Origin of the sequence: Allobosea thiooxidans, from assembly GCF_900168195.1 — a bacterium.
Taxonomy (GTDB): Bacteria; Pseudomonadota; Alphaproteobacteria; order Rhizobiales; family Beijerinckiaceae; genus Allobosea; species Allobosea thiooxidans.
Genome location: NZ_FUYX01000005.1, coordinates 391957 through 404511, shown reverse-complemented (window position 1 = coordinate 404511; position 12555 = coordinate 391957). Strand labels below are relative to the sequence as shown.

The window sequence follows — 12555 nt, the reverse complement described above, 5'->3', positions numbered from 1 at the left end:
CCGTCGCTTCGTCATGGTCGGGCTTGTCCCGACCATCCACGTCTTCAGCGATGCTGTGCCGTGTCCAAGACGTGGATGCTCGCCACGAGGGCGAGCATGACGGCGGGTTTCCGCGCATGCATCTTCGCCGCCCGCGTTGCCGCGTTCGTTGATCGATGAGGGGCAGCGGAGCGCCGCGAGGCGCGGGGGTATCGGGCCGCTTCCATTGAGCCAGGATGCGGCGCGGATGGATTGAGCCACCATCCGCACGCCCCGTGGCGCTCCGCTTGTCGGCGATTTGAAAACTCCGGGCCGCGCTTATCGGGTCGGGGTTGCCGTGGCATCGGGCCGGAAGGTGGAAGCCACCTTTCGGAATGATCCGACGCGACGACACGATGCCGGGTCGTCGCTGCCGCGTCCGATGGGACGCGCGCTGATCCAGGCACCGGCCGACCGTTCCAGCGAGCTCCTCGCACAGGGATCGTAGTGTCCCCAGGGCGGTGCCCCGAAGCCTCCCGGGAGTGGTTCGTAACGCCACCCGCAGGCGCCGCCCCCGCCCCGCCAACGGCATACCTCCGGATGGCTGCCCCTCGGGGACGAGGTGGGGCCAGTATAGGCGCGGGTGCGAGGGCGGGGATAAGTTTTCTGATGGAAGCGCGGGAACGCATTTTCTGAACGGCCGTGATTGCACGCGGGGAACCCCTCTCCCGGATGGGAGAGGGGCAGGGGTGAGGGACCGCCGTTGAAGGACAGGGCGATTGCGCTCAACATCATCCCCCGATGACAAGCGAACAGCGCCAATTCGCCCGGCAGCTCCGTTCCGTGCGCGTCATTCGGTTAGGACGGTGCCCCGAAGCCTCCCGGGAGTGGGTCGTAACCCCACCCGCAGGCGCCTCCCCGCCCCGCCAACGGCATACCTCCGGATGGCTGCCCCTCAGGGACGAGGTGGGGTGAGGATAGGCATGAGGTGGGAAGGCGGGGATAAGTTTTGGCACCGGGTGCGCGGCATTGGCGACAGTCGCCTCAAACCGCAACGATCTCAATGCCCGGCATAAAGCGCGATCGCGGCGAGCACATATGAGAATGCAATCAGAAGATAAGCTAGCTGAAGAAACGTCACTGGGACCTCCGCTTTGAAACAGCGGCGATCCATATATCTCAGATTTTCTCCAATCTTTTGGGAGTTTCACCCAAGAACGCGGATATTTTGCCCGAAGCTAGGCAGCCCCTGCTGAGAGCTCGGCGCACGGGCGTGTCCAAAAAACACGTGGAGGGCAATGGGCATCAGATGGTCCAAAATGGTGGTTATTTCGATGCGGTGCGCTTAGAGAGACCCAGTTGGTAACCGCCTGTTAACCATGCCGGCCAGCCTTATGGGTCGCCAAAAATTTGAAAGCTCCGGCCATGACTTTGCCCCTCCACACGATCGGCTATGAAGGTTCGTCAATCGAGGATTTCCTCGCGACACTTTCAATCGCTGGCATCGACTTGGTGATCGATGTTCGAGACGTGCCGCTCTCGCGAAAAAAGGGCTTCTCTAAAAACGCTTTGCGCCAGCAACTCGCGGGATACGGCATTGATTACCAGCATCTAAAAGCGCTTGGTGACCCAAAAGAGGGGCGCATAGCCGCTCGCGAACGGCGTTTTGATGATTTTAGGCAAATATACGGCGAGCATCTCCGAACTGATGAGGCTCAGAATGCCGTTGATGCGGCAGTGACGATGGCTAATGCGCAGCGCGCGTGCCTATTGTGCTTCGAAAGAGATCATCACGAATGCCACCGGTTGGCGGTAGCGATCGAGATGGCGAAAAGAGCAGATTTCCGTTTGATCCATATCGGGGTCAAGCGAGGTGTTGCGCCTATCCGGGGGGAAAACGCAAAACATGGAGATTTCGCATTCGTCGGGTAGTACAGAGGCAATTGTTCTCATAAAAGCCGCGCCACAAGTTGGAATGAAGCACGGAGAGACAGTGTGCTGTGCTGGGCTTGACCTGCATGGAAACTGGCTTCGTCTTTATCCGGTTTCGTTTCGTCAACTCGAGGCGGGGCAGAAATTCGGTCGGTGGGACCGCATTCGGTTCCGATGGCGTTTACCAAACGACGACCAGAGGCCGGAAAGCCGTCGCGTAGACCAGCAATCATTAGAAATCATCGGCGAGATTAAGAAGAGCGAACGCGCACCTTTCCTCGACCGAGCGATAGTACGTGGCCTTGCGGCTGAGCGAGAAAAAGGCCGGTCACTTGCATTGCTAGAGCCTGAGATCATCGAGTTTGTTGTCCAGAAGAAGCCGGACGATGAGCTGCGCGCTGATCAAAGTCGCTTTGAGCAAATGCGCGCGCAGCAAGACATGTTCACAAAAGCGCAGACCCCCTACAAACCATGCCCCTACCTGTTCAAGTATCGCTATCGAACTGCCGACGGCGAGCGCTTCGGTACCTGCCAGGATTGGGAGATTGAAGCCACGTTCTTCAAGTGGTCTAGTCAATACGGCGAGACGCGCGCACTGGACGATATGCGGCGCAGATTTGGTGATGAGTTTCCAAAGAAGGGCCTGCTGTTCGCCATGGGAACGCACTCCCGGTACCCGGATCAATGGCTTATCAATGGGCTCATCCGGCTGGATAGAAGCGACCAGCGAGAGCTGCTTTAGGCACTCCGGGTAAGGTCACGAAAATTAGCGCTCATTTCCATTCGATTTTTCGCGCTGCCGCTTCCTGCCTTGACTCCCCACCCCCAGCGGCTCTACCCCCATCGACGGGACACGCCCCCCCAACGGGGCGCGCCCATCTGTAAGGATGGAGACATCGATGGCGAATACCGCTCCGGCCGCGCGTCCGCGCGTGCCTAATTTCTCGTCCGGCCCCTGCGCCAAGCGCCCCGGCTGGAACCTCAAAGCCCTCAGTGACGCCCCGCTCGGCCGCTCGCACCGCGCCAAGATCGGCAAGGACAAGCTCAAGCTCGCGATCGACCTGACGCGCGAAGTGCTCGAGGTCCCGGCCGATTACCGCATCGGCATCGTCCCGGCCTCCGACACCGGCGCCGTCGAGATGGCGCTCTGGTCGCTGCTCGGCGCCCGCGGCGTCGACATGCTGAGCTGGGAGAGTTTCGGCGCCGGCTGGGTCACCGACGTCGTCAAGCAGCTCAAGCTCACCGATGTCCGCACCTTCGACGCGCCCTATGGCGAGCTGCCGAACCTGAAGAAGGTCGACACGAAGAACCGCGACGTCGTCTTCACCTGGAACGGCACCACCTCGGGCGTGCGCGTGCCGGATGCCGACTGGATCGCCGAAGACCGCGAGGGGCTGACCATCTGCGACGCCACCTCCGCCGCCTTCGCCCAGAAGCTCGACTGGCCGAAGCTCGATGTCGTCACCTATTCCTGGCAGAAGGTGCTGGGCGGCGAAGGCGCGCATGGCGTGATCGTGCTCTCGCCCCGTGCGGTCGAGCGCCTCACCACCTACAAGCCGGCCTGGCCGCTGCCGAAGATCTTCCGCCTGACCTCGGGCGGCAAGCTGATCGAGGGCATCTTCTCCGGCGAGACGATCAACACCCCCTCGATGCTCTGCGTCGAGGACTGCATCGACGGCCTCGAATGGGCGAAGAAGATCGGCGGCCTGCCGGCGCTCTTGAAGAAGGTCGACGCCAATGCCCGCGTCGTCGCCAAGTTCGTGCGCGAGAACGACTGGATCGACTTTTTGGCGGTGAAGCCGAAGACCCGCTCCAACACGTCGGTCTGCCTGAAGTTCACCGACCCGGCCGTGACCGCGCTGGCGCCGGAGGCGCAGGCCGCCTTCGCCAAGCAGGTCGTCTCGATCATCGAGAAGGCCGGCGCCGGCTACGATCTCGGCCATTACCGCGACGCCCCTCCCGGCCTGCGCATCTGGTGCGGCGCCACCGTCCAGGCGCGCGACCTCAAGGCGCTGATGCCCTGGATCGCCTATGCCTTCGCCGAGGCCAAGGCCTCGCTGGGCAAGAAGGCGGCCTGAGGCGCTACACCCTGTCATTCCGGGGCGCGGGCGAAAGCCCGCGAACCCGGAACCTACGACCGGGCGAGCCCTCCCCTCCGCCTCTTCCAGAACCACAGCGTTGCACCCCGTCATGGGTTCCGGGTTCGGCTTCGCCGCCCCGGAATGACAGGCGGGGCGCCCTCCCCCTTCTCAGCGCCAGACCGCTCCCTGTGCAGCGCGGCGCCAGCCGGAGCCTCCCATGCCCGCACCCAAGGTCCTGATTTCCGACGCCCTCTCGCCCGCCGCCGTGCAGATCTTCAAGGATCGCGGCATCGACGTGACCTTCGATCCGAACCTCGGCAAGGACAAGGACAAGCTCGCCGCCGTGATCGGCGACTATGACGGCCTCGCCATCCGCTCGGCCACCAAGGCGACCGCCAAGCTGCTGGAGCAGGCCAAGAACCTCAAGGTCATCGGCCGCGCCGGCATCGGCGTCGACAATGTCGAAATCCCGGCCGCGACCGCGCGCGGCGTGATCGTGATGAACACGCCCTTCGGCAACTCGATCACCACCGCCGAGCACGCCATCGCCATGATGTTCGCGCTCGCCCGCCAGATCCCCTCGGCCGATACCTCGACCCAGGCCGGGAAGTGGGAGAAGAACCGCTTCATGGGCGTCGAGATCACGGCCAAGACGCTCGGCCTGATCGGCGCCGGCAATATCGGCTCGATCGTCGCCGAGCGCGCCATCGGGCTGAAGATGCGCGTCATCGCCTATGACCCCTATCTCTCGCCGGAGCGCGCGGTCGCGCTCGGCGTCGAGAAGGTCGAGCTGGACGAGCTGCTGAAGCGCGCCGACTTCATCACGCTGCATGTGCCGATGACCGAGAAGACGAAGAACATCCTCTCGGCCGAGAACCTGGCCAAGACCAGGAAGGGCGTGCGGATCATCAACTGCGCCCGCGGCGGCCTCGTCGACGAGCAGGCGCTGGCCGACCTGATCAAGTCCGGCCATGTCGCCGGCGCCGCCTTCGACGTGTTCTCGCAGGAGCCGGCCGAGACCAACCCGCTCTTCGGGCTGGAGAACGTCGTCTGCACGCCGCATCTCGGCGCGAGCACCAACGAAGCGCAGGAGAACGTCGCCCTGCAGGTCGCCGAGCAGATGAGCGACTATCTGCTCAAGGGCGCGATCACCAACGCGGTCAACTTCCCGTCGATCTCGGCGGAAGAGGCCCCGCGCATCAAGCCCTTCGTCGATCTCGCCGAGAAGCTCGGCTCCTTCCTCGGCCAGCTCACCGAGGCGGCCGTGAAGGGCATCCGCATCGAGTATGAAGGCGCGGTCGCGAACCTCAACCTCAAGGCGATCTCGGCCGCCGCGATCACCGGCGTGCTCAGGCCCTTCCTGCCCGAGATCAACATGGTCAACTCGGCCATGGTGGCGAAGGAGAAGGGCATCGTCGTCGAGGAACTGACCCGCGAGGTCGCCGGCAATCTCGAAAGCGTCATCCGCATCGTCGTCGAGGCCGAGGACATGCCGCGCCACGCCTCCGGCACGGTCTTCCAGGACGGCAAGCCGCGCATCGTCGAGATCCGCGACATCGCCGTCGACGCCGAGTTCGCGCCGCACATGCTCTATGTCCGCAATGCCGACAAGCCGGGCTTCATCGGCCAGTTCGGCTCGCTGCTCGGCGCCGCCGGCGTCAATGTCGCGACCTTCGCGCTCGGCCGCGACAAGCCCGGCGGCGACGCGATCTGCTACGTCTCGGTCGACGAGCCGATCTCGGACGAGCTGCTCGCCAAGATCCACGAGATCCCGATGGTCAAGCGGGCCCGGCGCCTGCGGTTCTGATCGTGATCAATCCGCTGCGGGCCATCGTCGCCTCCAGACAGGAGGCGGCGCTGGAGCCGATCCGCTTCGAGGTCCGCCGCGACGAGGCGGCGGGCCTCTGGTACGCCATGGATACCGGCGAGCTCGGCATCGTCACCGAGGCTGAGTCGCTCGACGCCCTGCGCGAGCGGCTGAAGCAGCTCCTGCCGGAGTGCTTCGGCATCGAGGACTGCCCGGTCGAGCTCGCGCTCTGCGACGAGGGCGACCCGGCCTGAAGCCTCCGCCGCAAGGCCGCCGCAATGTCCGTTCCCTGTGATGGCCTCGCCACGGGGAAACGCCCATGCCTGCCCGCTTTCGCTTCGCTGCCGCCGCCCTCGCCTGCCTCGCGGCGGCCCCCGCCCTCGCCGACTGGGACCGCGACAAGCTCGACAAGGGCATCGTCGCGATCGAAGCCCAGGCCGAAGGCCGGCTCGGCGTCGCGCTCCTCGACCTCAGGGACCGCAAGCAATGGTCCCACCGCGGCACGGAGAGCTTCCCGCTGCAGAGCGTGTTCAAGCTGCCGCTTGCGGTCGCGGTGCTCCAGCAGGTCGAGGCCGGCAAGTTCAAGCTCGACCAGCCGATCACCGTCACGCGCAAGGATTTCTCGCTGTTCCACAGCCCGCTCGCCAAGACCTTCAAGGGCGAACGCAACGACTATCCGCTGAGCGAGCTCGTCCGACTCGCCGCCGGGCAGAGCGACAACACCGCCGCCGACCTCTTGATGCGCGAGATCGGCGGCCCCCAGGTGGTGACCAACATGCTGCGCGACGGCGGCATCACCGGCATCTCGATCGACCGCTACGAGCGCCAGTTCCAGCCCGAGATCTACGGGCTCAAGGGCTTCGGCTGGGACGACACGGTCGACGAGCCGCGCTTTCGCGCCGAGCTCAAGGCGCTGAAGCCGCGCCTGCGCATCGGCGCGCTGCAGGCCGCGCTGAAGGACAAGCGCGATGCCGCGACGCCGGAGGCGAGCGTGCTCTTCCTCGAGGCCTTCGCCAAGGGCAACTGGCTGCGCGAGCCCGCCCATACCGCCTTCATCGAGAAGATCATCTCCGAGACGAAGATCGGCGCCGACCGCATCAAGGCCGGCCTGCCCGCAGGCTCCCGGCTCGCCCACCGCACCGGCCTCGGCATGACCACGGACGGTATCAACCACGCCACCAACGATATCGGCATCGCGACGCTGCCGGACGGGCGGCGCTTCGCGATCGCGATCTATCTCGCCGGCTCCCGCGCCGACGCGAACGAGCGCGAGGCCGCCCATGCCGCCGTTGCGCGGCTGGCGGTGGAGAGCCTGCGCTGAGGCGCACCGCCCGGACAACCGCACGTCATGCTCGCCCTCGTGGCGAGCATCCACGTCTTGAACGCGGCCTTTGACCGAGGAAGACGTGGATGGTCGGGACAAGCCCGATCATGACGTCGGAGGAGCGCGGCCCGCTCTACCGCCCCAGCCGCTCGGCGATCCAGATGCCGCCGAGCACGAGCGCGAGCGCCAGCCCGTGATAGAGCGCGAGCTGCTCGCCGAGGATCGCCACCGCCAGGATCGGCGCGAAGACCGGCACGAGATTGACGAAGACCCCGGCCCGGCCGGGGCCGATGATCTCGATGGCGCGCATGAAGAAGAGCTGCGACAGCAGCGACGGACCGATCACCGTGAAGGCGAGGATCGCCCAGCCCTTGGCCGTCGGGAGATAGAACTGGCCGAGCGCGATCTCGCCGATCAGCAGCGGCAGCGAGAACAGGCAGGCGACGCAGGCGACCGCTGTGAAGAAGACCAGCCCCGGCACCGCCGGCCGGTTGCGGATCGCGACGGTGTAGCCGGCATAGAGCACGCAGGCGAGGATCATCAGCAGGTCGCCGGCGGCGAAGCGGAAGCCCATCAGGACCTGGATGTCGCCGCGGCTCGCGGTGACGGCGACGCCGACGAGCGTCACCGCCACGCCCAGCGCCTGCATGGCGCCGATCGGCGTGCGATAGGCCAGCAGCGCCCCGATCAGCACGAAGACCGGGATCGAGCCCTGCAGGATGCCGATATTGATCGCCGAGGTCGAATAGGCGGCGAGGTACATCAGCGTGTTGAAGGCGGTGAAGCCGAGGATGCCGAGCAGCGCGATGAAGCGCCAGCGCGCCCGCAGCGCCGGCCAATGCGCCTTGAGCTGGTCGCGCAGCAGGAAGGGCAGGATCAGGCAGACGGCGACCCAGCGGAACGAGGTCAGCGCCATCGGCGAGATGTTGCCGACGGCGAGCCGGCTCGCCACGGCGTTGCCGCCCCACATCAGCGTGGTCAGGATCAACAGCAGATAGGCATTGGCCCAGGCGCGTTGCAGCCAAGTCGGGGAAGGGTGCACGATTCCGCCCTGTCGCGAGAAAGGGCCCATGCAATACCCTTGCGCGCACCCGGTCTCATATGAGATCGGGCGCAAGCCTGCCCGTCGCCCTGCGCATCCCTGCGGAACCTTTTTGATGATTGCAACCAGCTCCCGCCCGCTTCGCCTGCTCTTCGTCGACGGCAACACGCGCGCGCATCGCGAAGGCCTGCGCACGGCCTATGGCATGGCCTATGGCGAGGCCTATGCCGCCGAGATCGCGGCGATCGCGCCCGGCATCGTCTCCGACATCTGCCTGCCCGCCGACGAAGGCGCCAACCTGCCCGACGGCGCCGGCCTCGAATCCTATGACGGCATCTTCCTCACCGGCTCCGCCCTGCACATCTACGAGATCGAGCCGGCAGTGACGCGGCAGGTCGAGCTGATGCGCGCGATCTATGCCAGCGGCACGCCCTGCTTCGGCTCCTGCTGGGGCATCCAGGTCGGCTCGGTCGCGGCGGGCGGCACCGTCACCGCCAATCCGAAGGGCCGCGAGGTCGGCTTCGCCCGCCGCATCGCGCCGACTGAAGCCGGCCGCGGCCATGCCTTGCTCGCCAGCCGCCCGGCCGCCTTCGACGCCCCGGCGATCCATCTCGACACCATCGCGCTGCCGGCCCATGGCACGACCATCCTCGCCTCGAACGCCTACAGCCAGGTCCAGGCAGCCGAGATCAAGCATAATGGCGGCAGCTTCTGGGGCGTGCAGTACCACCCCGAATTCCCGCTGAAGCAGGTCGCCTCGATCCTCGGGCGCATGGTGCCGCTGCTGATCGACGAGGGCTTCCGCCGCGACGAGGCCTCGACCCGGTCCTGGCTTGACGATTTGCGCACGCTCGATGCCGAACCCGCCAGCCGCCAGGACCTCGCCTGGGCTCATGGGCTCGACCGCGAGGTGCTCGACGCCGAGCGCCGCGTCACCGAGCTGCGCAATTTCGTCGAGCATCGCGTCAAGCCGCACGCCAGCGCCCGCAGCCGCGCCTGAGCCTCCCCGCGAACATCGCAATCAGTGCCTGTATCACTTTCCGGATAAGGAGCGCCTCATCCCGGACGGAGCGAAGCGGAGACCCGCGGTGACGGCGTCGTTCTGGGTAGAGCCGCAGCCTTGCCATCGCGGTCGGCGATGACTAGGTAGGCGGCCGAGAGGCCACGACCTCCCCCAACCTGGGCAATGTGCCGGGACGACCCGGCAACCATGGGGGACCGCTATGGCGTGGCTCTACCTGTTTTCTGCCGGCATTCTCGAAGTCGTCTGGGCTTTCACCATGAAGCAGTCGGACGGGTTTTCCCGTCCGGGACCGACGGCGATCACCATCGTCACCATGATCGGCAGCTTCGCCCTGCTCTCGCTGGCGATGCGCAGCCTTCCGCTCGGGACGGCCTATACGATCTGGACCGGCATCGGCGCGGTCGGCGCCTTCGTCGTCGGCGTCACCGTGCTCGGCGAGGCGCTGACGCCGATGCGTATCGCCGCCGCCGTGCTGATCGTCTCCGGCCTCGTCATGATGAAGTTGTCGGCGCATTGACGACAGCACTCGCCAAAGCCGGACTTGCCAAAGCCGGACTTGCCAAAGCGGCGGCGGCTTTCTAAGCAGGCCCGGCCTCGGGACGACCCGCGGCCTTCGCACTTCACAGGGGACGGCCCCACGACGCGGAATTCTCCGCGCCGTCGCGCAACCTCGTGCAGCGGAGGCCCTGCCTTGGCCAATCCCAGCGACCAGTTCATCGTCAAGACCCTCGTCCCGCTGCGCATCAGTGGGCTGGATCTCGGCTTCACCAATGCCGCGCTGATGATGATGCTCGCCACCGCGACCATCGGCGGCGGCCTGATCTGGGCGACGCGCTCGCGCGCCCTCATCCCCGGCCGGGCCCAGTCGCTCGCCGAGATGCTCTACGAATTCGTCGCCAGGACCCTGACCGAGGCGACCGGACGCGAGGGCATGCGCTTCCTGCCGCTGATCTTTTCGCTCTTCATATTCGTGCTGGTGCTCAACCTGTTCGGCATGGTCCCCGGCGCCTTCACCGTCACCAGCCACATCGTCGTCACCTTCGCGCTCGCCATGCTGGTGATGGCGACCGTCATCGGCTACGGCCTGCTGCGCCATGGTTTCGGTTTCCTGCGGCTGTTCGTGCCGTCGGACGTGCCGAAATGGCTGCTGCCTTTCATCACGCTGATCGAGATCGTCTCCTTCCTGTCGCGGCCGATCTCGCTCAGCCTGCGCCTCTTCGCCAACCTGCTCGGCGGCCATATCGCGCTCAAGGTCTTCGGCAGCTTCGTCGCCGCCCTGCTCGCCGCCGGCTTCGGCTATTCGGTGCTGGCGCCGCTGCCGCTGCTCATGACCGTCGCGCTCACCGCCTTCGAATTCATGGTCGCGGTGCTGCAGGCCTATGTCTTCACCGTGCTGGCCTGCATCTATCTCAACGACGCGCTCCACCCCGGCCATTGAACGCCATCGGCCGCTCCGGCGCGCCGACCTCTCCTGCAAACGCAGGACGCTCCGGACGCGCTGGCCCTCTATCCGCATTCCGGCCAAATTCGGCCTTCGGCGTGCCGGATTCGGCAGCGCCAATCGCGGCCCCTGAGACTGCGATTTGGAGGGGATGATTTTAATGCGAAACCATATTGCCGCCGCCCTGATCCTGGCTCCCGGTTTCGCCGGCGCCGCCGAGACCGAATTCGCAAGCCGGATCGACCGCGTCACGGTCTATCCCGACGGCGCCGTGGTGACGCGGCTCGGCAAGGCCCAGCTGCTGCAGGGCGTTTCGCAGCTCGTGCTGCGCGGCCTGCCCGCGACGATCGACCCCGCCTCGATTCGCGTCGAAGGCAAGGGCGATGGCGTCTTCTCGGTCGGCGCCGTCGATGTCCGCCTCGCGCCCGGCGATGCCAGGCCGGTGCTCGACACGGTGATGGAGGAGAAGCTCAAGGGCCTGCGCGACGACAAGGCGAAGCTGGAAGGCCAGGTCGCCGCGATCGAGGCCAAGCGCGCCACGATCGAGCGCTTCGCGCAGACCGGCCCCGACAAGCTCGGCCCGGATGGCAAGGCCCTGCCCGTCGCCGACTGGCCGGCCGTGTTCGAGGCGATCGGCACCGCGCTGGTCAAGGTCCAGGACGAATTGCGCGGCGTGCGCAACCGCCTCTCCGACGTCGAGGCCGAGATCGCCGCGCTCGAGCGCGCCCGCCCGCAGGCTGGCCGGCCCGGCGCCCCGAAGCGCGACGTCGCCATCGCGGTCGAGGCGCCGCAGCCGGTCGCTGCGGAGTTCACCGTGAGCTATCGCGTCACCGGCGCGAACTGGACGCCGACCTATGAGGCGCGGCTGACCACGACCGGGGCGAAGCCGCAGATCGCGCTTACGCGCCGGGCCGAGCTGCGCCAGCGCAGCGGCGAGCCCTGGGACGATGTGGCGCTGACACTCTCGACCACGCGCTCGGCCGGCGGCACCGGTGCGCCCGATCTCTCCCCGATGCAGGTCGCCTTCTTCGAGCCGCCGGTCGTCTATGAGCGCCGGGAGCGCATGAGCGCCGCGCCCGCCCCGATGGCGGCCGCCCGCGCCAAGGCCGAAGCCGAGGCCGACGCTCGGGCCAAGCAATCGCAACGCTCCGCCGCACTCAAACCGGCCGAGATCGAGGTCGCCGAGATCGAGGCCGGCGCCTACCAGGCCAGTTTCCAGGTGCCCGGCCGCGCCACGATCCCGCAGGATGGCAGCTCCAGGACGGTGGTGCTGACCGAGCGCAAGGCGGAGGCGACGTTGTCCGCCCGCGCCGTCCCGGAGCTGGAGCAGAAGGCCTATCTCCAGGCCGGCTTCGTCCACGAGGAGGAGGCGCCCCTGCTGCCCGGCCGCGTCGCGCTGCATCGCGACGGCAGCTATGTCGGCATGGGGCGGTTCGAGCTCGTCGCGCCGGGGGACGAGGTGGCGCTCGGCTTCGGCGCCGACGACCGCATCAAGGTCGGCTTCGCCCCGGTGAAGCGCCGCGAGAACGAACCGCGCTGGCTCAACCAGTCGCGCACCGACCAGCGCGAGTTCCGCACCGTGGTGAAGAGCCTGCACGCGCAGCCGGTCAAGGTGACGCTGCTGCAGCGCGTCCCCTTCTCGGAAAACAGCGCGATCACGGTCGAGACCATCGCCGCCCAGACCACGCCGCCGACCGAGAAGCAGGTCGGCGACCGGCGCGGCGTCTCGTCCTGGACCTTCGAGCTGGCGCCGGGCGGCGAGAAGGAGGTCAGGCTGGCCTACCGCATCAAATGGCCGGGCGACCGCGAGCTCTCCTATGACGAGCAGCCGCTGCCGAACGCGAGGGATTGAGACGAGCCGACGGCGTCCGGCCCCGCATCATTTGCATACGCCGTCATGCTCGCCCTTGTGGCGCGCATCCACGTCTTGAGCCCCTACCAGGCAG

Annotated in this window: 11 protein-coding genes; 10 read left to right on the top strand and 1 reads right to left on the bottom strand. The window is 66.7% G+C overall.

Annotated features, from left to right (window positions below):
• The first annotated feature begins 1383 nt into the window (after positions 1-1383).
• The 6 genes from B5Y19_RS12410 (at position 1384) to bla (ending at position 7099) form a co-directional block, all read left to right on the top strand.
• Positions 1384-1890 carry a DUF488 domain-containing protein gene (locus B5Y19_RS12410; protein WP_055728165.1) on the top strand — a complete coding sequence of 169 codons (507 nt, stop codon included), beginning with the start codon at positions 1384-1386 and terminating at the stop codon, positions 1888-1890.
• Positions 1865-2632, top strand: coding sequence for a DUF8758 domain-containing protein (locus tag B5Y19_RS25680; protein ID WP_139384365.1), 768 nt, complete (start codon positions 1865-1867; stop codon positions 2630-2632). Before B5Y19_RS12410 ends, B5Y19_RS25680 begins: the two co-directional genes overlap by 26 nt.
• A gap of 157 nt (positions 2633-2789) precedes the next feature.
• Positions 2790-3968, top strand: coding sequence for a phosphoserine transaminase (locus B5Y19_RS12400; RefSeq protein ID WP_055728167.1), 1179 nt, complete (start codon positions 2790-2792; stop codon positions 3966-3968).
• Positions 3969-4188: 220 nt separating this feature from the next.
• Positions 4189-5778, top strand: a complete 1590-nt coding sequence (gene serA / locus B5Y19_RS12395; protein WP_055728168.1) for a phosphoglycerate dehydrogenase — start codon at positions 4189-4191, stop codon at positions 5776-5778.
• 2 nt (positions 5779-5780) lie between these two features.
• Positions 5781-6032 (top strand): DUF1902 domain-containing protein, encoded by a 252-nt coding sequence (locus B5Y19_RS12390; protein WP_055728169.1) that lies wholly within the window; start codon positions 5781-5783, stop codon positions 6030-6032.
• Between the two features lie 65 nt (positions 6033-6097).
• Positions 6098-7099 (top strand): class A beta-lactamase, encoded by a 1002-nt coding sequence (gene bla, locus B5Y19_RS12385; protein WP_055728170.1) that lies wholly within the window; start codon positions 6098-6100, stop codon positions 7097-7099.
• A gap of 136 nt (positions 7100-7235) precedes the next feature.
• Here the strand turns inward: bla and B5Y19_RS12380 are convergent, their stop codons facing one another.
• Positions 7236-8144: a DMT family transporter gene (locus B5Y19_RS12380; RefSeq protein ID WP_244555573.1), complete on the bottom strand. Its 909-nt coding sequence runs from the start codon at positions 8142-8144 to the stop codon at positions 7236-7238.
• A gap of 115 nt (positions 8145-8259) precedes the next feature.
• Here B5Y19_RS12380 and B5Y19_RS12375 point away from each other — a divergent pair, with 115 nt between their 5' ends.
• The 4 genes from B5Y19_RS12375 to B5Y19_RS12360 all read left to right on the top strand — a co-directional run bounded on the left by B5Y19_RS12375 (position 8260) and on the right by B5Y19_RS12360 (position 12461).
• Positions 8260-9144 carry a type 1 glutamine amidotransferase gene (locus B5Y19_RS12375; RefSeq protein WP_139384364.1) on the top strand — a complete coding sequence of 295 codons (885 nt, stop codon included), beginning with the start codon at positions 8260-8262 and terminating at the stop codon, positions 9142-9144.
• A 223-nt stretch (positions 9145-9367) separates the two neighbouring features.
• A complete protein-coding gene (locus tag B5Y19_RS12370; RefSeq protein WP_055728171.1) occupies positions 9368-9685 on the top strand; it encodes a DMT family transporter in 318 nt (105 codons plus the stop codon).
• 174 nt (positions 9686-9859) lie between these two features.
• Positions 9860-10606 (top strand): F0F1 ATP synthase subunit A, encoded by a 747-nt coding sequence (locus B5Y19_RS12365; RefSeq protein ID WP_055728172.1) that lies wholly within the window; start codon positions 9860-9862, stop codon positions 10604-10606.
• Between the two features lie 163 nt (positions 10607-10769).
• Positions 10770-12461 carry a mucoidy inhibitor MuiA family protein gene (locus B5Y19_RS12360; protein WP_055728173.1) on the top strand — a complete coding sequence of 564 codons (1692 nt, stop codon included), beginning with the start codon at positions 10770-10772 and terminating at the stop codon, positions 12459-12461.
• Positions 12462-12555 lie beyond the last annotated feature (94 nt).